The sequence below is a fragment of the Streptomyces sp. NPDC093252 genome (assembly GCF_040683675.1).
Classification (GTDB): domain Bacteria; phylum Actinomycetota; class Actinomycetes; order Streptomycetales; family Streptomycetaceae; genus Streptomyces.
This window is the reverse complement of record NZ_JBFBEM010000001.1, coordinates 368473-390514: the sequence shown is the minus strand read 5'-3', so window position 1 is coordinate 390514 and position 22042 is coordinate 368473. Positions and strand designations below refer to the sequence as shown.

General features: G+C 73.7%; 15 protein-coding genes. 8 read left to right on the top strand and 7 right to left on the bottom strand.

The annotated features are described in order from the left end of the window. Window position 1 precedes the first annotated feature (1 nt). The 5 genes from AB0O01_RS01480 to AB0O01_RS01460 all read right to left on the bottom strand — a co-directional run bounded on the left by AB0O01_RS01480 (window position 2) and on the right by AB0O01_RS01460 (window position 8069). Window positions 2–1624: an ABC transporter substrate-binding protein gene (locus tag AB0O01_RS01480; RefSeq protein ID WP_365309779.1), complete on the bottom strand. Its 1623-nt coding sequence runs from the start codon at window positions 1622–1624 to the stop codon at window positions 2–4. Between the two features lie 342 nt (window positions 1625–1966). Continuing rightward, entirely contained in the window at window positions 1967–3049 is a 1083-nt protein-coding gene (locus AB0O01_RS01475) for a LacI family DNA-binding transcriptional regulator (protein ID WP_365309776.1), read from the bottom strand. A 2-nt stretch (window positions 3050–3051) separates the two neighbouring features. Further along, window positions 3052–5994, bottom strand: coding sequence for an aminotransferase (locus AB0O01_RS01470; protein ID WP_365309774.1), 2943 nt, complete (start codon window positions 5992–5994; stop codon window positions 3052–3054). A gap of 153 nt (window positions 5995–6147) precedes the next feature. After that, window positions 6148–6552: a hypothetical protein gene (locus tag AB0O01_RS01465; RefSeq protein WP_365309772.1), complete on the bottom strand. Its 405-nt coding sequence runs from the start codon at window positions 6550–6552 to the stop codon at window positions 6148–6150. 23 nt (window positions 6553–6575) lie between these two features. Then, entirely contained in the window at window positions 6576–8069 is a 1494-nt protein-coding gene (locus AB0O01_RS01460) for an MFS transporter (protein WP_365309770.1), read from the bottom strand. 36 nt (window positions 8070–8105) lie between these two features. Between AB0O01_RS01460 and AB0O01_RS01455 the strand changes: the two genes are divergently transcribed. The 3 genes from AB0O01_RS01455 (at window position 8106) to AB0O01_RS01445 (ending at window position 10028) form a co-directional block, all read left to right on the top strand. After that, window positions 8106–8396 carry a winged helix DNA-binding protein gene (locus AB0O01_RS01455; protein ID WP_365309768.1) on the top strand — a complete coding sequence of 97 codons (291 nt, stop codon included), beginning with the start codon at window positions 8106–8108 and terminating at the stop codon, window positions 8394–8396. Between the two features lie 105 nt (window positions 8397–8501). Further along, on the top strand, window positions 8502–9116 hold the full coding sequence (locus AB0O01_RS01450) for a hypothetical protein (RefSeq protein WP_365309766.1): 615 nt from the start codon (window positions 8502–8504) through the stop codon (window positions 9114–9116). Between the two features lie 297 nt (window positions 9117–9413). Beyond that, window positions 9414–10028, top strand: coding sequence for a hypothetical protein (locus AB0O01_RS01445; RefSeq protein ID WP_365309764.1), 615 nt, complete (start codon window positions 9414–9416; stop codon window positions 10026–10028). Between the two features lie 74 nt (window positions 10029–10102). On the opposite strand, the gene AB0O01_RS01440 is transcribed toward AB0O01_RS01445, so the two are convergent. Next, window positions 10103–10498 (bottom strand): metalloregulator ArsR/SmtB family transcription factor, encoded by a 396-nt coding sequence (locus AB0O01_RS01440; protein WP_365309762.1) that lies wholly within the window; start codon window positions 10496–10498, stop codon window positions 10103–10105. A gap of 107 nt (window positions 10499–10605) precedes the next feature. Here AB0O01_RS01440 and AB0O01_RS01435 point away from each other — a divergent pair, with 107 nt between their 5' ends. Then, window positions 10606–12609 (top strand): heavy metal translocating P-type ATPase, encoded by a 2004-nt coding sequence (locus tag AB0O01_RS01435; RefSeq protein WP_365309760.1) that lies wholly within the window; start codon window positions 10606–10608, stop codon window positions 12607–12609. 139 nt (window positions 12610–12748) lie between these two features. Here the strand turns inward: AB0O01_RS01435 and AB0O01_RS01430 are convergent, their stop codons facing one another. Beyond that, the gene (locus AB0O01_RS01430; protein ID WP_365310467.1) at window positions 12749–14233 is read right to left on the bottom strand and encodes a serine/threonine-protein kinase; all 1485 of its coding nucleotides are present in this window, start codon (window positions 14231–14233) and stop codon (window positions 12749–12751) included. A gap of 456 nt (window positions 14234–14689) precedes the next feature. On the opposite strand from AB0O01_RS01430, the gene AB0O01_RS01425 reads away from it, so the two are divergent. The 4 genes from AB0O01_RS01425 to AB0O01_RS01410 all read left to right on the top strand — a co-directional run bounded on the left by AB0O01_RS01425 (window position 14690) and on the right by AB0O01_RS01410 (window position 21906). After that, complete coding sequence (locus AB0O01_RS01425) at window positions 14690–16729, top strand: FHA domain-containing protein (RefSeq protein WP_365309758.1); 2040 nt, start codon at window positions 14690–14692, stop codon at window positions 16727–16729. A gap of 192 nt (window positions 16730–16921) precedes the next feature. Further along, window positions 16922–17962 (top strand): helix-turn-helix domain-containing protein, encoded by a 1041-nt coding sequence (locus tag AB0O01_RS01420; protein ID WP_365309756.1) that lies wholly within the window; start codon window positions 16922–16924, stop codon window positions 17960–17962. A 531-nt stretch (window positions 17963–18493) separates the two neighbouring features. Continuing rightward, a complete protein-coding gene (locus tag AB0O01_RS01415) occupies window positions 18494–19789 on the top strand; it encodes an ROK family transcriptional regulator (protein WP_365309754.1) in 1296 nt (431 codons plus the stop codon). 119 nt (window positions 19790–19908) lie between these two features. Continuing rightward, window positions 19909–21906: a DUF5107 domain-containing protein gene (locus AB0O01_RS01410; RefSeq protein WP_365309752.1), complete on the top strand. Its 1998-nt coding sequence runs from the start codon at window positions 19909–19911 to the stop codon at window positions 21904–21906. The last annotated feature ends 136 nt before the right edge of the window (window positions 21907–22042 follow it).

The window sequence follows — 22042 nt, the reverse complement described above, 5'->3', positions numbered from 1 at the left end:
GCTACTCGGCGCCGGGGATCTTGTACGCGGTGATGTTCCGCAGCAGATTGCCGTATCCCTCGCGGGCGTGGAGGGTGGGGCTGACCTTGTCGGTGCGGTAGCCGACGACACCGGGGCGGGTCACCAGCGGCAGCATCTCCGCGTTGCTGTCCACCCGCTCGCACACCTCCCGCAGCGCCGCGTCCCGGCCGTCGCCGGGGGCCTGCGCGGTCGCGGTGTCGATGAGTTCGTTCAACTGGGTGTCATTGGTGAGGAAGGCGCTGGAGAAACCGGCGACGGACGGGTTCCACCACCGCGACACCATCGACGCGTCGGCGTACCCGGCGAACCAGCCGATGGCCATGTCGAAGTCGGGGTTCTCGCCGAAGACCCGGTCGAGATAGGTCGCGTCGTCGAACTTCTCGATCTTCACCTCGATTCCGGCGGCGGCGTACTGCTGCTGGACGACCTGGGCGATCTGGGCGAGCGCGGGCTCCGAGGTGTAGACGGCGAGGCGCAGGGTGGTGCCCTCGGCGCCGGCCGCCTCGATCGCCGCCCCGGCGCCCTCCGGTCCGGCCTGGGCGCCGGGCAGCGCGGCGGGGTCGCAGCCGCCGGGCAGGACGGAGGGGGCGACGCCGGTCGGCCGGGACTGGCCGCCCAGGGCGTTGTCGGCGATCTGCTGCCGGTCCAGGGCGCTGTTCAGCGCGAACCGCACCTTCTGGTCGGCGAGCGGCGAATCCGGGTTCTGCGAGTTCTGGATCAGATAGTAGAAGTCGCTGTACTGCTGATTGACGACCCTCGCGTTCGCCGTTCCCGCCAACTGGTCCATGGAATCGACGTTGTTGAAGAAGGCGAGCCCCGCGTTTCCGCTGCGGACCGCGGCGAGCCGGGTGGATTCCTGGGGGACGATCTCGACCCGCAGTTCGGAGATGCCGACCTGGTCGGCGAACCGGTACTCCGGATTCGGGGTGAACGTCCAGTAGCGGTCCTGCTTGTGTTCGCCGACCACGAAGGGACCGGTGCCGAGCATCTCCTTCTCGATGTCCAGCGAGCCGTCCTCGATCTCCTTCATCGGCAGCACGGCGGCCGGAGTGTTCGACAGCGCGGAGAGAAACGCCCCGTAGGGCTTCTCCAGCTCGACGGTGACCTCGGCGGGGCCGGTGGCCCGGACCGACTTCAGCGGGCCGAGCTGGGCGCCGTAGGGGGCGTCGGAGTCGGCGAGGCGCTCCAGGCTGCCCACCACGTCGTCGGGGGTGACCGCGCGCCCGTTGGAGAAGGCGGCGCCGTCGCGCAGGGCGAACACATAGGTCGTCGGGGCGGGCTGCGTCCAGGACTCGGCGAGCAGCGGCTCGATCTCGAACCCGGTGCCGACGGTGACCAGCGGCTCGTAGACCAGGGAACCCAGCGACCAGGAACGGGCGCTCCCGGCGAGCTGCGGATCGAGGCCGCCCGCCTCCGCCGAGTCGTAGTCGACCTGGACGGTGAGCGGGCCCCGGCCCTTCAGGGTCTTGTCGGCGACGGCCAGATAACCGGCGGGGACCTCGGCGCCAGCCGTGCCGTCGGGGCCGGCGGCGGCGGTGCAGGAGGCGGTGAGGGCCGTCGCGAGGACGGTGGAACAGGCTATGACGGAGGAGGATCTACGCACGGTTCAACTCCTTGCCAAACATGGCCGGATCGTTCCGGCGTGCCGGAAAGCTATGTGCCGTCACAAGCCGATGTCAATGCACTTCGCGCGAAATTCTGTGATAACTGGAAAGACTCACAGAAGTAACCTGAAAAGCGGCATGGGTCTTTCGCGGGCAACCGTGGCGGCTGTCCGCGAAAGACCCATGGGGGGTTGTGCCGGAGCGGTATCGGGGCCCGTCCCGGCGATGTTCCGGGGCCGCCCCGGGGATGCCCGGGAACTGCTCAGGGACTGCCCGGGGATCGGGCGGGAATTTCCCGTGAGGCGGCGGCGGGAATTACCTGTCGAGGGGTTGTCGGCTGTTTATCTCAAGGATGTGGGGCGGCTGGAATCCCGGATGTTCAGCTCTATCGGGACCGAGCGAATGGTGCCCTCCGGGGTCTGCCGGGCGAGGATCTCGCACAGCAGCCGGGCGCATTCCGCGCCCACCGCGCGGGGGTGGAGCTGGATCGAGGTGATCGGCGGATGCGCCAGACGCATCGCCGAACTGTCCACACAGGACGCCAGCAGCAGATCCTCGCCCACCGTCCGCCCGGCGGCCCGCAGTTCGGGCAGGATCGCCGCCGCCGCCCCGTCGGCGGCGCACACGATCGCGTCGACACCGGGGTTCAGCGCCAGCATCCGCCGCACCTCCGCCTGGAGCACCTCGGGCGGGGAGCCGAACGGCGCCCGGTGGGTGAGGTCCGGCGCCCCCCGCCGGGCACACCAGCCGCTGTAGGTGGCGCACAGGGTGGTGGCCCATTCGCCGGTGGTGTCCGAGGCCAGGAAGGCCACCCGGCGGGCGCCCCGGTCGGCGAGATGGTCCAGGAGCTGTTCGAGATGGCCGCGGTGGTCGGAGACGACGACGCCGGTGGACTCCTTCGCCCCGACGTACCGCTCGGCCGTCACCACCGGCAGACCGCAGCTCATCAACCGGTCGACCACCGGATCACCGGCCATCGGGTCGCACAGCACCAGACCGTCGACCTGCGGGGCGCCGGGCCGGTCGCCCAGATGCCCCGCCGACATCAGCGTGACATTGAGACTCGCCCTGGTCGCCTCCTCGATCACCCCGAACACGAACGACATGTAGTACTCGGCGCTGGTCAGGAACTCCGGTATGTGCAGCCCGATCGTCTCCGTCACCGAGGTGCGCAGCGAGCGGGCGCTGCGGTTGGGAGAGTAGCCGAGCTGCCGGGCCGCCGCCGCCACCGCCTCCCGGGTCGCGTCGGACACCCGGCCGTGGCCGCGCAGCGCGTCCGAGGCGGTGGTCCGCGAGACCCGCGCCAGGCGGGCCACGTCGGCGATGGTCGGCGCGGCGGGCGGGGCGGCACGGGGTTCGCGGGTGTCGGGGGTACCGGGCGTGGAGAGTCCGGGGCCCGGTACCGGCCGCTGGCCGTCGCTCATCGTCACCATCCGTGGGTCAGGGCGTCGTCCAGCGCGGCCACGAACCGGTCCGCGCTGTCGGGGGTCAGGCACAGCGGGGGCTTGATCTTCAGCACGCACTGCCGGTCCGAGGTCGGCTGGACGATCACACCCAGCTCCCGCAGCCGTTCGCAGATCGCGGCGGTCTCCTCGGCCGCCGGTTCCCGGGTCGCGCGGTCGCGCACCAGCTCCACCCCGAGGTAGAGCCCGCTGCCGTGCACGGCGCCGATCAGCGGATGGCGTTCCGCCAGCGCCAGCAGCCCGGCCCGGAGCCGGCCGCCGACCGTGCGGGCGTTCTCCTGGAGGCGCTCGTCCCGGAGCACGTCCAGGACGGTCAGTCCGACCACCGAACTGACCGGGCTGCCGCCCGCCGAGGAGAAGAAGTACCCCTGCGTCCGGTAGGCCGCGGCGATCTCCGCGGTGGTGATGACCGCGCCCAGCGGATGCCCGTTGCCCATCGCCTTGGCGACGGTGACGATGTCCGGGACGACACCCTGCTGCTCGAAGCCCCAGAAGTGGTCGCCGAGTCTGCCGTAGCCGACCTGCACCTCGTCGGCGACGCACAGCCCGCCCGCCGCCCGTACCGCCGCGTACACCTGCTCCAGATAGCCGTCCGGCAACGCCATACCGCCCGCGTTCCCGTAGTACGGCTCGCAGATGAACGCCCCCGGCGGGCGCCCCGACGCGGCCAGTTCCCCGATCGCGGCGACCGCCTCGGTGCCGTACCGGCCCGCCTCGGCGCCCCGGTGGGTGCCCCGGTAGGCGTTGGGCGCGGGCAGGGCGTGCACCCAGTCCGGGCGCGAGGTGAGGGCGCCGGGGTTGTCCGCGATCGAGGTGGACACGGCGTCACTGGCGTAGGTCCAGCCGTGGTACGCCTCGCCGATGGCGAGGGTGTCCTGCCGTCCGGTCGCCGCCCAGGCCAGCCGCAGGGCCAGGTCCACCGCCTCGGAGCCGCTGTTGACCAGGAACACCTGGTCGAGCCCGGCCGGCAGCAGCTCCGCGAGCCGCTCCGACAGCTCGACCACCGAGGCGTAGTGGAACCGGGAGTTGGTGTTGAGCCGCTGCCACTGCCGGTGCACGGCGCCGCTCAGCCGGGGGTGACCGTGGCCGAGGATCGTCACATTGTTGAGCATGTCCAGGTAGCAGCGGCCCTCGGTGTCCACGAGGTGCTGGCGCCAGCCGCGTTCGATGCGGGGCGGGTCGTCGTAGTAGTGCTCCTGGACGGCGGCGAAGGAGCGGTCGCGGCGGGCGAGGAGGCGGGCGGGGGAGTGGGTGCCGTCGTCGGGGGCGGGCTTCTCGGCTCCGGCCGGGAGGAGGAGGCCGGTGGGGTCGGGACAGCAGGCCAGCCACCCGGCGGCGAGCGCCGCCCCGGCGAACCGGGGCACGGCGGCGGGGCCGTCGAGGCGGGTGAGCAGGACATGGGCCGCCGTCCGGGGCGCGAGGACTCCGATCGGCTCACCGGCCCGGACGGACCCGGCGCCCTCCTCGTCCCCTCCGGGACCGTCGACACCCTCGATCACCAGAGCCCAGCCGTCCGCCGCGAGTGTCATCCCGCCCCGCCCGTGCCGGGTGAGTTCGCCGTCCCAGGGCGCGGTCACCGTCACCCGCCGGGCCGTCCACACCTCCACCCCGAGCGCCGCCGTGGCCGCCGAGGGCTCGTCGGTACGGGACCGGGTGAGCCGGTGCTCGCCGTGCCGGGTGAGGACGGCCGCCGCCCCCGACTCCAGCGCCCGCGCGGCCGAGATCTCCTCGGCGTCCGGGTCGAGCCAGGCCCCGTCGTGCAGGGCGTCGGAGAGAACGGACAGGTCCAGGAGGTCCACCCGGCCGTCCGGCGCGGGCAGCAGCGGATGCCGGGCGGCGGGCGGGCCGGGCGGCGCCGGATGCCCGGTCGCCGCGCGCACGGTCGCGGTCATCACCTCGGCGGGGACGGACAGGGCCGACTCCAGCATGGCCCACTCGCGGTCGAGCGCGGCGGCGGCATAGCCGTTGCCGGGGTCCTGGAGGACGTCGAACCGGCCGCTCACCACCAGCACCGCGCAGCGCAGCACGATCAGCGGCCACAGCGCGTCCGCCTCGTCGGTGCTCAGCGGCCGGACGGCGTGGAAGGCGCGGACGGCGGGCAGGACGGAGGCGGGTCCGCTGCCGTGATGGTGCAGCACCGAGGTGCAGGTCACGGCGAGTTCGGCGACGGCCCAGCCGGCTCCGAGATCACCGAAGTCGATCACGCCGACCGGCCGGGGGCGGCCGTCGGGCCCCGCTTCACAGACGACGTTGTTGTCGGTGACATCGCCGTGGATCGTCTGGACGGGCAGCCGTGCGGCACACGCCTCCAGCAGGTCGTCGGCGGCGCGCGCGGCGGCCCGCACCCGGTCGGCCGCCGCGCGGTCGGCCAGATATGGGGCGAGGGTCTCCACCACCGCGAGCCCGTTGCGCAGGTCCCACTGCCGGAAACCCTCCCCCTCCACGGTGGTGAGCCCGGCGAGTCCGGCGGCCACCCGCCCGGACAGCGTGCCCAGCGCGGCGACGACCTCCGGTGCGAGATAGCGGCTGTCCATGATCGGCTCACCCGGCACATGGTCGAGCAGCCGGGCGTGCAGTTCGACTCCGTCGACGGTGACCCGCTGCACGAACTCCCCGTCGGCGCCCCGGTGGGCGCGGGGCAGCCGCAGGTCCGGCGCGGCGGCGGACAGCGCCTCGACCGCCCGCACCTGACGGTCCAGGTCGGCGGGCCGGGTCACCGGGTTGGCGATCTTCAGCACATGGTCGCCGCCGTTGCCGGTCCGCACCCGGTGGTTGAGATCCTGCTGACTGCCCAGGTTGTGCAGGGTGCCGACGACCCCGAACCGCTCCTTGAGCAGGGCGGTGAGGGACTCCTCGCCGACGGCGGCCATCCTGGGTATCGGCCAGTCTGCGGACGGGGTGGGCATGGGGCTCCGATCGGTGGGGTGCGGGGTGGCCCGGTGGGTGGGCGGGTGGTAGGGCGGATGATGGTGCTGCCGTGCATTCCCGCTCGGCCGGTTCTGTCTGCCGGAACGATCCGGCAGGGTGATGGTGAAGATAGGGACGGCCCGGAGGGCGTGTCAACGGGCGGGACGGAAAACGGGGGCACCGAGATCGGATCGTGGCCGACGGGGCCGCCCCCGGATCCGCTCGGCCGCGAGCAGTTCACGGGTGGCGGGGGCCACTTCGGCCGCGAACCCCTCCAGCAGGCCCGGTCGACCCGGGGGCAGCAGGAACGCGCTCGTCCCGTGCTCCGGCGCGAGCGCGGCCAGTTGCTCGGGCCGGGTGTCCAGGGGGCCGCGCGGGAAACCGTCCGGGCCCGGAGAGAGGTTGTAGAGCCGCCGTACCGCCGACGGAAGGCGCCCGGCCGCGAGGGCCGCCTCGTCGATCCGCCGGTGCCCGGCCCGGCCCGGCCCGGTCCGCGACGCGGGCCGGGCACCGGGTCGTCCCGTCCCCGGGTCCAGTGCCCGGCACCAGGACGGCACCGAAGAGGTGGTCGTGTCCGTAGTCAGGCACGTTCGGTGCACTCCTGGGCGGCGGACCGGCCGGGCGCGGGCTCGGGGGCCGGGGGGCGGTTCCGGAGACCGACGGGCCCGGCGAGCGCGGCGAGGGCGGCGACCCCGAGCGCGACGGCCGACATGACGAACGCGGCGGTGTAGCCGGACTCGGCGGGGAACCGCGTCCCGGGGACCGTCCGGGACGCCACCAGGGAGGCGGCGATCTGCGCGCCGAGGGAGCCGCCGATGGTGCGCATGACGGTGTTGACGCCGGTCGCCTCACCGGTCCGGCCGGGGTCGACGGCGCCGACGACGAGGTTGGCGAGGGCGGCGAAGGCGAACCCGACGCCGATGCCCAGCACCGCCGAACCGGCGTACACCGCGCCCTCGCTGTCGTGCGCCCCGGCGTAGACGGCGAAGCCCGCGACGCCGATCAGGCAGGCCAGGACCAGCGGTGGCTTCCATCCGACGGCGGCGCCGATCCGCCCGGCGAGCGGACCGGCGATCAGCATGGTGACCGCCATCGGCAGCAGGAACAGCCCGGCCCCGGTGACGGAGGCACCGAAGCCGTATCCGGCGGCCGGCGGGGTCCGGGCGAGCAGCGGGACCAGGGTGAAGGCGCCGTACATGCCGAAACCGATAATGAACGCGGTGACATGACTGGTCAGCACGGCGGGCCGGAGCAGCAGGCCGAGGTCGATGAGCGGATCGTCGGTCCTCTTCCCGGCGTACACGAAGACCATCAGCAGCACGGCCGCCGCGACGAACAGGCCGACGACCGGGCCCGATGTCCAGCCCCACGGCGTGCCCTGACCGATCGCCAGCAGCAGCGTCACCACACCCGCGCCGAGCAGCGCCGCACCGGTCCAGTCGATCCGGCCGGGGGAGGTGACCGCGGACTCCCGGACGAAGGCGGTGACGGCGGCGATGCCCAGCAGGATCACGACGAGGCCGGACCAGAAGATCCACCGCCAGTCCAGCGCGGCGACGATCGGCCCCGGAACGACCAGCCCGACGCCGAAGCCGATGCCGAACGTGGCGGAGATCAGCCCGATCGCCACGGGCACCCGCTCGCGCGGGAACGCGTCGCGCACGATGCCGAACGCGAGCGGGAACGCGGCCGACCCGACCCCCTGCACCGCGCGGGCCGCGATCAGCAGGGCCAGCGACCCGGACAGCGCGGCCAGCAGGGTGCCGACGGCGAACACACCGAGGCTGGCGATCAGCACCCGGCGCTTGCCGAACAGGTCGCCGACCCGCCCGAGCAGCGCGGTGGCCACCGAGGCGGTCAGCAGAAAGGAGCTGAGCACCCAGGAGACGGCGGTGGGGGAGGCGTCGAACTCACGCTGGAGGTCGGGCAGCGCGGGCACCACCATCGTCTGCATCAGCGAGAACGACAGAACGGCGACCAGCAGGGCGGCGAACGGGGCGGCGGTGCCTGACGACCGGCTGGCGGGTGCCCCGGCTCGGTTCATGGATGCCTCCGTCATGGATGTCTCCGTCATGGAGCGGTCCTTCGGGAACGGGCGCCGCCGCGGTCCGTGGCTCGGCACGTACTGGCCGACCGGCTCGGCTTCCAGCGCAGCCATCTCGGGAGCTACCTGGACGCGATCGAGGAACGGGGACTGGTCCGGCGGACACGGGACCGTGCCGACCGGCGGCGGCAACTCGTCGAACTCACCGACGAGGGCGAGGCACTCCAGCGCCGGTTGTGGCGGGTGGCCGAGCGGTCCCAGGAGTCGTTCCTGCGGGGCTTCACCCGGGCCGAGCGCGAGACGCTCACGGAACTGCTGCGCCGGGTCCTGGACGCCGACGACCGGGCGCGTGGCTGAAGGCCGCTTCGTCGACCGGGTGCGGCCTGACCGGCGTCCGCTTGTGTCCACCTCGGCATTTTCGGCGTATGGTGCGATTTCCCCACATGCGAGAGGAACGATGCAATGCTCGGCTACTGGCTGGCGGTCGTCCGCCGTCTGGCCCCGCCCGCGCTGGCGACCGGCGCGGTGTGCGCGGCGGTCGCGACCGCGGCTCTGGTCCTGGGCGACGGCACACCCTGGAGCGGGGCCGTCCCCCAGGCTCTGGCCGCAGGCGCGGTGGTCGCCCTCGCCTTCGCTGCCGTGCTGTCCGCCTCCACCGTGGTGAGCGCGGCCCGCACGGCCCGCCGGTACGGGTTCACGCTCGGCCCCGAAGCCGTGGCGCTGCCCTCCGTCCGTGCGGTGCGGGTACCCGCCATCGCGGGCAGGACCGCCTTCCAGTTGACGGACAGCGTGCGGTACGCGGTCGAGAGGGACCCCGTCCTGCGGCTGGACGAGATCACCGCGTTCGGGCACGGCACCCTGGAGCTGACCCTGCGCGGCCCGTCGGACACGACGGTGTCCGTACAGGTCCGCGTCACGACCGGGCCGAAGGAGACGGCCGTCGTCGTGGAGGCCCGTCCGGCGGCCCGATACAAACGGCTCGACGCCGCCGCCTGCTGGGCCGTCGCCCGCGCCGTCGAGGAGCGCGTGGCGCAGGCCCTGCGCGCCGAGGCCGCAGACGGCACCGCCGCCCGCTGACACCGGCGGCTGAGGCGACCGAAGACCCTGTACCGGGGGCCAGGAGTGGCCCCGGTACAGGGTCTTCGTGCGTCCGGGCCAGGTGTCCGGGTGCTCGTCCCCGGCGGCATCACGGGCTGCGGTCTTGTTTTCGGCGTACAGGGCTGACCGGTTGGCTAGCGTTTCACCGTCCTGGACGGAGGGGGGGAGCCGTGTAGCGCATCCGTCCGGCGGCCAACGGCGGCAGTACCGACCACAAGCCGCCGGCGGCAATGACCACCCAATGAGGGAAAAGGTGACAAGGGAAAAGGTGAACGCATGACGCGGAAGACCACCGCGGCCGTTCTCGTGGCCGCAGGCATCCTCGCTCTCTCCGGGTGCTACCCGCCCTACGTGGAGGCCGGCGGCAGCCGGGCCACCGGCAGCGGGCAGGCACCCGAGGCCGACGCACTGCTCACGGCCGCCACCCGCTACCAGGAGGCCGCGAACGCCGCCGACTGGCCCACGGCCTGCGTCCTCAGCTCCACCGGGGCCCGTGACGGCACGATCCGGCAATGCGCCGACCGGTACACCCTCGATGACCCCACCGAGGAGCCGAGCGCCGCGCCGTCGTCCGAACCGCTCACCTACGCCGACGGACCGAGCCCCGAACCGGTCGCGCTCCGCACATCCGCCGGCCCCGGGCGCGCCGACACCGGACCCGTAGCCGCCTCGGACGTCGTCGAGGTGCCCGCGCTCGGCACCCACCCGGCCGGATACGGCGTCCTGGTCACCTTCACCCTTGAGCGGCCCGGCGAAGCCGCCCTCCCGCAGCGCGTCGCGCTGCGCCTGGTCCAGGAGGGCGCGGACTGGCTGGTTGACCAGCACGAGGGCGTACGGCAAGGCGACATGGGCCACGGGTCGCCGGTCCGCGCGGCCCTGTCGGGGCGGTGAGAGTGCGCTGACCGGTGAGAGGCTGCCGCCCGCCCGGCTCTCGTGGGCCTCTGCCGGTCCTGCCCGCGGCTCGTTCAGCGGGTGGCGGGGGGCGCCGACTGCTGTGCGGCAGGGGTGTCGGGGATGCCGAGGCGGAGGTGCTCCACGTGGTAGAGCGCCTGGTCGAGGAGTTCGGCGACGTGGTTGTCGTAGAGCGAGTAGACGATGGAGCGGCCCTGGCGTTCCCCGGTGACCAGGCCCAGGTTGCGCAGCAGGCGGAGTTGGTGGGAGCAGGCGGAGGGCTCCATGCCGACGGCTTCGGCGAGGTCGCCGACGGGGCAGGGGCCCTCCTGGAGCCGGGCGAGGATGTGCAGGCGGGAGGGGGTGGCGAGGGCCTGGAGGGTGGCGGCGACATCGGCGGCGCCCACCGCGTCGAGACGCTCACGGGTGGTGGCGCTGCTGCTGGTGGTGGTGACGCGTCCGTGGCCCATGGCCGTATGATAGCGATGATGCATGAATACCTGTTCAGGTATGCATGTATGGTGTGCGGTGTTGCCGACCGGTACGGCCCGCCGCCGCCCATGAAGGGTTCTTCGTCATGTCCTCTGTTGTGGAGCGGCAGTCCGCGCCCACCGCCCCCGGTGCCCGTCCGGCGCTGCCGCCCCGGCGCCGCACCCGCGTCCTGGCCCTGCCCGAGGCCCGGTGGGCGCTCGCGTCGCTCGCCCTGTTCCTTCTGGCCGTGCCCGTCCATCTGCTGTACGGCCCGGGGTGGCTCTGGGGCCCGCTGTTCGCCGCGACCTATGTCACCGGCGGCTGGGAACCGGGCTGGGAGGGCCTGAAGGCACTCAGGAACAGGACGCTGGACGTGGATCTGCTGATGGTCGTCGCCGCGCTCGGCGCCGCCGCCATCGGGCAGGTCCTCGACGGCGCCCTGCTGATCGTCATCTTCGCCACCTCCGGCGCGCTGGAGGCCGTCGCGACCGCGCGGACCGCCGACTCGGTGCGCGGACTGCTCGACCTCGCCCCGGCCACCGCGACCCGGCTGCTGTCCGGCGGCGGGGAGGAGACCGTGCCCGCCGCCGCCCTCGCCGTCGGCGACACCGTCCTGGTCCGGCCCGGTGAGCGGATCCCCGCCGACGGAGAGGTCCTCGACGGGGCGTCCGACGTCGACCAGGCCACCATCACCGGCGAGCCCCTGCCGGTGGCCCGGCTGGCGGGGGACGAGGTGTTCGCCGGTACCGTCAACGGCACGGGCGCCCTGCGGGTGCGCGTCGGACGGGATCCGTCGGAAACCGTGATCGCCCGGATCGTGCAGATGGTCGAGGAAGCCTCGCGGACCAAGGCCCCGACCCAGTTGTTCATCGAGAAGGTCGAGCAGCGCTACTCGATCGGCATGGTCGTCGCCACCCTGGCCGTCTTCGCCGTCCCGCTCGCCCTCGGTGACGACCTGCGGTCCGCCCTGCTCCGGGCCATGACGTTCATGATCGTCGCCTCGCCCTGCGCGGTGGTGCTCTCCACCATGCCGCCCCTGCTCTCCGCCATCGCCAACGCGGGCCGCCACGGAGTCCTCGCGAAGTCCGCCGTCGTCATGGAGCGGCTGGGCCGGATCGACACCGTCGCCCTGGACAAGACCGGCACCCTCACCGAGGGCACCCCGCGCCTCACCGCCATCCGCCCCGCCCCCGGTTCCGGCCTGGACGAGGACGCGCTGCTGGCGCTGGCGGCGGCGGCCGAGCACCCCAGCGAACACCCCCTCGCCCGCGCCGTCGTCCAGGCCGCCCGCGACCGCGGACTCACCCCGGCGCTCGCCGGGGCGACCGGCTTCACCTCCGAACCCGGCGCCGGAGTCACCGCCACCGTCGGCGGCCACACCGTCCGCGTCGGCTCCCCGGCCCGCCTCGCCCCCACCTCCGCCTCCGCCACCACCTCCGCCTCCGCCACCGTCGGTGACACCGTGCGCGAACTGGAGGAACAGGGCCGTACCGCCGTACTCGTCCTGCGCGACGGCGAACCGGTCGGCGTGCTCGGCGTCTCCGACCGGCTCCGCCCCGACGCGCACGCCACGGTGGCCGCCCTCACCGCCCTCACCGGCCGCCCACCCGTGCTCCTGACCGGCGACAACGAACGCGCCGCCCGCCACCTCGCCGCCGAGGTCGGCATCACCGACGTCCGCGCCGGGCTCCTCCCGCAGGACAAGGTCGACGCCGTCCGGGACTGGACGGCCGGGGGACGCCGGGTACTGGTCGTCGGCGACGGCGTCAACGACGCCCCGGCCCTCGCCGCCGCGTACGCCGGAATCGCCATGGGGCGGGCCGGATCCGACCTCGCGCTGGAGAGCGCCGACGCCGTCGTCGTCCGGGACGAACTCGCCGCCGTCCCCGCGGTCGTGGCGCTGTCCCGCCGGGCCCATCGCCTGGTCGTGCAGAACCTGGTCATCGCCGGGATCTTCATCACCGCGCTGGTGGCCTGGGACCTCATCGGCACCCTGCCGCTGCCGCTGGGGGTCGCCGGCCACGAGGGCTCCACGGTCATCGTCGGCCTCAACGGCCTGCGGCTGCTGCGCGAACGCGCGTGGCGGGGCGGGGGGCGGGGGCGTGGGTGAGGGCGTGGGCGTGGGTGAGTGCCGTCGCCGCGGGTAGTCGGGGTGCCGGGTGCCGGGTGCCGGGTGCCGGGTGCCGGGTGCCGGGGCGGAGCGGGTGCGGCTCGGCCCCCGTCGCCTCGGGCCGGTCCTCGCCGGATCGTCAGTTCGTGCAGGTCACCGAGAACGGCACGGCGTTGGAGGTCGTGGCGTCCGGCTGCCGGACCTCCACGCCGATCCGGCTCTCCAGGGTCCCGGCGCCGGAGTACGCCGTCAGACGGACGGTGTTCTGCCCCGTGCCGGTGCCGTCCGCGCCCGCGTCGAGGGTCAGGACGCGCCAGCCAGGGTCGACGACCGAGCCGTCCTCGGAGAGCCAGCGGTAGGAGACCTGGGCCGGTTCGGGTGCCGTGAAGGTGACGGTGAAGGTGGGGGCGAGGTCGGCGGGGGGTGCGCAGGCGCCGGTGTAGGTGGTGCGGGTGCCGGTGACGGTCGCGGTGATGCCGGTCTCGGGCGTGGCCTCGGGTTCGTCGTCGTTCTCGGTGAGTTCGAGGAGGGCGTAGGCCGCGGCGGCGGCCAGGAGGAGGGCGACGGTGGTGATGAGGGCGAGGATGCGCGGGCGGGGGGAGCGGGGTGGCCGGGGTGGTGGTGGGGAGGTGAGGGTGGCGGCGGGAGTGGGTGCGGGTGCGGGTGCGGGTGCCGGTGGGGTGGGAGGGGTGCGGGTCGTGGTCGCGTCCCGCGTGCTTCCCTGCGCCCCTGAGGACGTTGCCCCCACCGGGGGTGCCAAGACGCTCTCCGTCTCCGTCTCCGTCACCGTCGCCTCGTCGTCGCCGCCCGGGCCCGTCGGCAGGTCGTCCAGGGTCGGTGCGTCCGTCAGCAGGGGCGTGCCCAGCGTCGTCCCGTCGCCCGCCAGCTCGCGCAGGGCGCGCGCCAGTTGGTCGGCGGGGAGCCGTCGCGCCGGGTCCTTGTGCAGGAGGCCCTCGATGACCGGGGCGAGGGGTCCCGCCCGACGGGGCGCGGGAAGGTCCGAGTCGACGACGGCGCGCAGGGTGTCCAGCGGTGTCGCGCGGCGGAACGGGGAGGTGCCCTCGACCGCGGTGTAGAGGAGAACGCCCAGCGACCACAGATCGGACTCGGGGCCGGACGCCCGGCCGAGCGCCCGCTCGGGCGGCAGATACTCGGGGGAGCCGACGAGTTCACCGGTGAGCGTGAGCTGTGTGCTGCCCTCGACCGTCGCGATACCGAAGTCGCTGAGCACCACCCGGCCGTCGTCCGCGAGCAGCACATTGGCCGGTTTCACATCCCGGTGCTCGACACCGACCGCGTGCGCCGCACGCAGCGCGCCGAGCACCTCGGCGCCGATGTGCGCCGCGCGCGACGGGGTGATCGGCCCCTGAGATCGCAGGAGTTCACCGAGGGAGCGGCCCCGGACCAGCTCCATGACGATCCAGGGACGCCCGTCGTCCACCGCCACATCATGGACGGTCACCACGGTCGGGTCGCTGATCCGCGCCGCCGCCCACGCCTCCCGCTCCAGCCGCCGGTACATCCGGTCGAGGTTCGGCCCGGTCAGACCGGCGGGCGGCCGGACCTCCTTGACCGCGATCTCGCGGAGCAGCTTCTCGTCGCGGGCCCGCCACACCGTGCCCATGCCGCCCTCGCCGAGCCGGGACAGCAGCCGGTACCGCCCGGCGACCAGCCCGCCCTCCCGCGGCCCCCGCGCCTCCGGGGCCCCCGGCCCCCGCGCCCCCGGGGCTCCCGGCCCCCGCGCTCCCGGTGTGCTCTGCTCGTCCTGGTCGTGCATCGGGACGGGTCTCCTCATGTCGTGGCCTGCTCCGGCGGGGCGGGCGACGCCCTCCGTCCGAACAAGTACGTCGCGCGGGCACCCACGGTTCGTTCCACTCTGTGCCAGTTCCGTAACTACGCGATCGGGCAACGAATCCGTCCCGAACTCCCCACCGGCACAAGGCGGTCGAAACCGAAAGGGCCCGGCGTACGTGTTCTCCGTGTACGGGACTGGACGTGGCCGCGACCGGCCACGACGATGGGCCGGTCCCCTGCGCGAGCAGGACACCGGGCAGCAGATATCGGCCGAAAGGCGTGTGGAGTGCCATCCGTCATCGTGGGGCGCACGGGTCCCTTCTCCGGACAGAGCGTGGTACTGGGCGGCGCTCCCCTCACCTTCGGGCGCAAGAGCGACAACGGCGTGGTGATCGTGAGCCAGCGCGCGTCGCGGCTGCACGCCGAGATCGTCACCGAGGACGGCCGCCACGTCCTCTACGACCGCGACAGCAGGAACGGCACCTTCGTCAACGACGAACGGATCACCCGGCACGTCCTGCGCCCCAACGACTGCATCCGCATCGGCGAGGAGACCTTCCTCTACGAGGCCCAGGACGCCCTGGAGACGGTCATGGACCTCTCCCTGCTGGACGTCCCGAGGGTGGACGTGGCGGACCCCGGGGTGCTGCGGGTCACCGTCAGCGGCGGGGGACCGGTGGGGCTGGCGTTCGCGCTGTCGCTGGAGGAGATGCTGCGCGGCCGGGTCGCGATCACCGTCCATGACGGGCGCTGGACCCGCGAGGGCGGCACGGTCGTGTGGAAGGGCGAGGCCGACGGCAACGTACGCCGTCAGCAGGTCGTGACCGTGCAGTCCCGGCAGTATCTGGCCCTGCCGGAGGAGGTGCGGGGCACGCTGTTCGCGGACGGCGCGGCCTTCTCCGAGATGTGGCCCGTCGGACCCGACTCGGTCGACGGCAGGCCGCCCCGCAACATCCGGATCGCCTACATCGAGGACCGGCTGCTCGCGCTCGCCGGGCAGCGCCCGGCCATCCGGCTGGTGCCCAGGCGCTTCGACCCGGAGGAGCCGGGGCGCCTCACCCAGCAGCACATCCTGGTGATCTGCGAAGGCGGACGCTCCCGCACCCGGGAGCACTTCGCCGACCGGTTCGGCACCGCCGACGCCTCGATCTACTCCCTCGACGGCGAACATCTCCAGGACTTCGTGCTCGGTCTGCGGGTGAAGTCGCGGCTGCCCGATCCGATGAGCGTGCTGCTGACCGTCTCCCAGAACCGGTTCCTGCTCAACTCGCTGCGCGGCGAGGGCTTCCTGAACATGCGGCTGACCCGGGAGGAGGCCAAGAGCGTCATCGGGATCGACCCGGTCCGCCATGTCTTCGAGGAGTGCGTCGCCGCCCGGCCCTGCCTGATGACCCGGGAGGAGGGCAACGAGTTCCGCTGCCCCACCCACGGCACCCTGTTCCTGCCCGCCCTGCTGCGCGGCTCCCCGCTCTGGAAGGAGATCCTCCAGGGACTGAACCTCTTCGACGTCCCCGAGGACGACCTCACCGCGATCACCTCGTTCCGCCTGGACATGGTCCAGCGCCCGCGCTTCACCGCCCAGCTCACCCGCCCCACCGCCACCGCGCCGGGCACCTACGGCTTCCTCCTCGGCGACGCCGCCAACGCCATCCACTTCTGGCCCGGCCGCGGCCTCAACAGCGGTCTGGCGTCCGCGACCTCGCTGGCCCGCTCGCTCAGCCGCGCCTGGCGCGGCAGGCCCCTGCGCGACGCCGACTTCATCCGCCACGAGGCGGCCATGTCCATGCTCCAGTACCGGCACAAGAGCCGTGCCTGGAACGCCATGGTCACCACCGACGAACACGGTGTCACCCGCGCCATCAAGGACATCATCGCCCGCAGCACGGAACCTGCCGGCGCCAAGCCTTCCGGGGCGACCCCCTTCGGCGGCGGCGCACCGGCCCCGCCCCCCGGCCCCGACGACCCCCTCGACGCCCTCCTCGACCGCATGACGGGCATCCGCGAACGCCTCGCCCCGCGCCTCCCCGGCATGCCCTCCGACGCCGAACTCCGCGCCCGCCTCGTGACCGTCGCCCCCGCCACCCTGCGCACCCTGCGCGAGAGCGGCGCCTGGGACACCCTGATCGTCGGCGGCGAGGAAGCCGACATCGACCTCTTCTACCGCGACGACGGCCCGGTCTACGTCCCCCGCACCACCGACCCCCGCACCACGGCACCGCCGACGGCACCACCCACGTCACCGCCTCCCGCACCGCCCACCGGGGTGCCGCGCGAGGCGATGTCCCTGAACCCGTACGACGCCCGCCCACCACGGACGACGCCGTAACCGCCCGCGCCCTCGCTCCGGGGGCGGGCCACGGCCCTGGTGACCGTCACGGCCCTGCTGAAAAGGCCATGGCCCTGCTGAAAAGCCATGGCTCTGTTGAAGGGCCACGGCCCTGGTGAAAGGTCCGAAACCGTCGCCATCTGGCCGGTCGGCGGCTTTCCGGGGCGGGTGTCCGGCCGTGAGCATCGTGGGATGTCCATGAACGATGAGGCGGCGCGGGGAGCCGATCGCCGGGGCGGGCCGGTGGTGTCCGCGAGCACCGACGCGGTCCCGGCGGCGGACCGGTTCGCCTGGTGGGCCGAGATGGTCGGCGACGAGGTCATGCCCGTGACGATCCGCAGCCCCCACGCCGCCCGCTTCCGGGGCAGCGTGGAGGCGGTGGGGATGCCGCACAGCCAGGTGGCCGCCTTCAGCTTCTCCCCGATGACGGCCCGCCGTTCGGCCCCGGACATCCGCCGCCACGATCCGGAGGAGTACTACCTGGTCCTCGTCCATGGGAGCCCCATCCGCCTGGAGCAGGCCCGCGCCGTCGCCTGCCTGGGCGCCGGGGACATGACTCTCTTCTCCACCTCGGCCCCCCTGAACTGCGACTTCCTCGACCGCGGCCGGCAGACCCGGCTGACACTGCTGCGGCTCCCGCGCACCGCGCTCCCGCTGGCCGGCGGCCGGGGGGACCGGCTGCTGGCCGAACCGCTGTCCACCCGGGCCGGATCGGGGTCGGCGGCACTGCTCGGCTCGTACCTGGCGGGGCTGCCGACGGCCGCCCGCGCCTGCGCCCCTGCGGAACTGTCGCGGCTCGGCGAGATCGGGGTCGATCTGGCCGCGACCGCCCTGGCGGGACGCCTCCAGATCCAGGACACCCTGCCCGCCGAGATGCGCAAGGCCGCGCTGCGGGCCCGGATCAGGAGCTTCATCGCCCACCATCTCGGCGATCCGGAACTCCTCCCCGCGGCCATCGCCGCCCACCACCACATCTCCCTGCGCGGCCTCCACCTCCTCTTCCGGGACGAACCGGAGACCGTGGCCGCCCTGATCCGGCGCCTGCGCCTGGAGCGCTGCTTCACGGACCTCGCCGATCCGGCGCTGCGTCACACCACCATCGCCGCGACGGCCGCCCACTGGGGCTTCCGCCACCCCGCCGACTTCGGCCGCACCTTCCGCAAGGCGTACGGATTCCCGCCGAGCGAGCTACGGGCGAGGGCCCGCGCGTCGGCGCCGGCGCCGGATGCCTAGGAAGTGTGCGCTCGTTGCCGAGGACCGCGCAGGCCGCCGCGGGTCACAGTGGGCGCACGGCACGACAACCCGGCGGCTCCCGGAGGAGACATGGGCAGAGGAGGATCGTGCCGCCGCGCCCGTCGCGGCCACGGCGACCCTCTCCGCACCCGCCGCGCGGGCGGCGCCCTGGGCGCCGAGGACCGACCGACCCGCCGGGCGGACGGCGGACACCCCAGCGCCCGACCCTCTGCCTCGCTCGGGGGAGGAGGCAGCGGCGCGGGGCGCTGAGGTGTCCGCCGTTTTCGTTCGGGGGAACCTCGGCTCCTGGCGCCCACGCGCGGCCCGCGCGGAGCCTCGGACGACCAGGAAGGCGACGGTGGCGTCCGGCCTGAAACGCAGGTCGCCCTCGATCTCCAGCAGCCCGGGCCCGGAGGGCTCTTCCCGGCCGCCACCCCTGTCCCGTCGGCTCTTGTTCGACTAGGCTCCCCGCGAAGTTAGTTCGAACAATGTCCGAACTAATCCGAGCCAACTCGGGTGGAGGGGAGGGACATGAACGTCGACAGGGACCCCGGCACCCCCGGCCCGGTGACGGTCGACGCGAGCAGGGTCGCCACCGTCCGGCGGCACAACCTCGGCCTGCTGCTCCGGCTGCTGCGCGATCACGGCGCCCGTTCGCGCAGCGAGATCACCACGCAGACCGATCTGCCGAAGGCGACCGTGTCGAGCCTCGTCGCCGAGCTGGTCGAGCGCGGGCTCGTCCGCGAGGGCGCGGCCGACCGCAGCAAGGGCGTGGGACGCCCCGGGCAGTCCCTGGCCGTGGACGGCCTCTCCCTCTGCGCCCTGGGACTGGAGATCAACGCCGACTACATCAGCGTCGCGGCCCTCGACCTCCGGGGCACCGAGGTGCACGCCGCCCGCGTGGCCGTGGACGTACGGGAGCTGACCGCCGACGCCGGTCTGGATGTCGTCGCGGAGGTGATCCGGCGGACGGTGACGGTCGTGGCCGCGCGGGGCGTCGAGGTGATCGGCGTGTGCCTGGCCGCCCCCGGGGTGGTCGACGCCCGGTCCGGCACCGTGGTCTTCGCCCCCAACCTCGGCTGGCGGGACGTCCAGGTCACCCGGTACCTGGGCGAGCGCCTCGGCCCCGCCCTGCCCGAGGTGCGCGTCGACAACGACGCCCGGCTCGCCTCCGTGGCGGAACACGCCCGCTTCGCCGCGCGCGGCGTCACCGAACTCCTGCTGCTCACCGGCGAGGCGGGCGTCGCGGCCGGGGTCATCACCGGAGGGCGGCTGCTGCGCGGGCACGCCGGTCTCGCGGGCGAGATCGGGCACGCCGCCCTGGGCGTCCCCGGCCGGCGCTGCCGCTGCGGCCGGACCGGCTGCTGGGAGACCGCCGTCGGCCTGGACGCCCTCCTGCGGCGCGCCGCCGACGCCGACGACCCCGTACGGGATCCCTCCCGGGACCTGGAGGAGCGGATGTCCGACATCCTGCGGCGGGCCCGGTCCGGGGACGCCCGCACCCTGGGCGCGCTGCACGAGACCGCCGGGAGCGTGGCGCACGGAGTGGGCATCCTCGCCGATGTCCTCAACCCCGAAGTCATCGTGCTGGGCGGCTACTTCGCCTTCTTCGGGGACTACTTCGAGCCCGCCGTGCGGCGGCGACTGGACGAACGCGCCATGCTGCCCGCCTTCCCGAGGACCGAGGTCGTCCGCTCCGGGACGGGCTTCTCCGCCGCCGCCCTCGGAGCGGCCCGGTCCGTCCTGGACACCGTCTACGAGGACCCGACCCTGGTCGGCGCTGCCGCGCACAGCCCGCAACGGACGACCGACGCGCTGCCGCGCTGACGGACTCACGGGGCGACGAGCCGACCGGGTGACCGGCTCACCGGCTGATCGACTGACTGACCGCACGCACATCCCCAGCACCCCCCGAGCCGCCCACCATCCCCGAGCGAGACGACGACATGAGTGAACTGCGCCTCTCCACCCTGGTGATGCCCACCGCCGAGACCGGACCGACCAACCCCCTCCCGCCGCTCTTCACCGGCCGCGACACCCACACCCTCGCCGACCTCTCCACCGCCGACGAGGAGATGCGGCACAACATCGCCTACGGCAGGCTCCCCTCCGTGCTGCCCCACACCCTCCAGGACGGCTACCGGCGCACCCGGGAACCACGAGAACACCGGACCGCCGTCCTGGAGAACGACATCCTCCGCGCCACCTTCCTCCCCGACACCGGCGGCCGGCTCTGGTCGCTGTTCCACAAGCCGAGCCACCGCGAACTCTGCTTCCGCAACCCCGTCTTCCAGCCCGCCAACCTCGCCCTGCGCAACGCCTGGGTCGCCGGTGGCGTGGAGTGGAACACCGGCACCATCGGCCATTCCCCCACCACCTGCGCCCCGTTGCACACCGTCCGCGCCGAACGCCCCGACGGCACACCCGTCCTGCGGATGTACGAATTCGAGCGCCTGCGGCGGACCGTCTTCCAGATCGACGCCTCCCTCCCCGACGGCTCCCCCGTCCTCCTCGTCCACATCCGGATCACCAACCCCAACAGCCATACGGTGCCGGTCTACTGGTGGTCGAACATCGCCGTACCCGAGGCGCCCGACGTCCGTGTCCTCGCCCCGGCCGACAGCGCCTGGCACTTCGCGTACGACCGGGTGCTGCGGCACGTTCCCGTTCCGGAGCACGAGGGGCTGGACCTCACCCGGACCACCCGGGCAGGGGCGGCGGCCGACTACTTCTTCGACCTCGCCCCGGACCAGCGACGCTGGATCACGGCACTGGACGGACAGGGCCAGGGCCTGGCACAGACCTCCACCGACCGCCTGCGGGGCCGGAAACTGTTCCTGTGGGGGAGACATTCCGGGGGCCGCCGCTGGCAGGAGTGGCTCTCCGGCCCGGACACCCCCTACCTGGAGATCCAGGCCGGTCTGGCCCGTACCCAACTGGAACACGAACCCCTCCCGCCCGGCGGGGAGTGGACCTGGGCCGAGGCATACGGGCTGCTCAGCGCGGACGCCGAGGCAGTGCACGGGGACTGGCCCCGGGCGCGGGCGGCGGCCGAGGCGGGCCTGGACTCCCTGATCACCCGGGACGCCCTGGAGGCGGACCTGAAGGCAGCCGCCGCCTGGATCGACAGTCCGCCCCTCGACGTGCTGTCCCACGGGTCGGGCTGGGGGGCGCTGGAGCGGCGCCGCAGAGCCGCCGGGGGCGACCACTCCCTCAGCCTCCCCGCCACCCCCTTCGCCGACCGCACCCTCGGCCCCGAACAGCAACCCTGGCTCACCCTGCTCACCACCGGCACCCTGCCCACCGCGTCACCCACGACCGCCCCGGCGTCCTACGAGGTCGACCCCGCCTGGGCCCCGTTGCTGGAGAGCGCCGGGGACGACTGGCTCGAGCTCCTCCACCAAGGCGTCCTGCACACCGCCCGGGGCGACCTCGCCGCCGCCGAGCACGCCTGGTCCAGGTCGGTCGCCGCCGAACCCAACGCCTGGGCCCACCGCAACCTGGCCGTACTCGCCGACCGCCGGGGCGACACCGAGAGCGCCGTCCGCTCCTACCTGCGGGCCCACGAACTGACCCCCGGACTCCTCCCGCTCCTCCATGAGGTGCTGGACCTGCTGCTCCGTGCCGATCAGCCGTCCCGGGCCCTGTCGCTCGTGGACACCCTCGGCCCCGAGCAGCGAGCCGACGGCCGCACGCGGCTCCTGGAAGCACGCGCCGCCCTCGCGGCCGGCCGCCTCGACCGCTGCGGCCTCCTCCTCGAAGAGGGCATCGAGGTACCCACCCTCCGAGAGGGGGAGACCTCGCTGGGCGACCTGTGGCGGGAGTACCAGCAGCGGCGGGCGGAGGGGGAATCGGAGGGGGAGGGGGAATCGGAGGGGTGCGGCGCCGGTCCGGGCGGGATTCCCGAGGCGTATGACTTCACCATGCATCCGGAGACGGACTGAGGCGCTGCCCTCCGGGACGGGGATGGGGGCGAGCCCTGCTGACCCGCCCCCGTCCCCCCGGGGGATTCCGCCCCCGACCCGTCAACCGATCAGCCCCATGACCGGCCCCCGCCGGTCGAAGGGTTCGCTCCGGGCG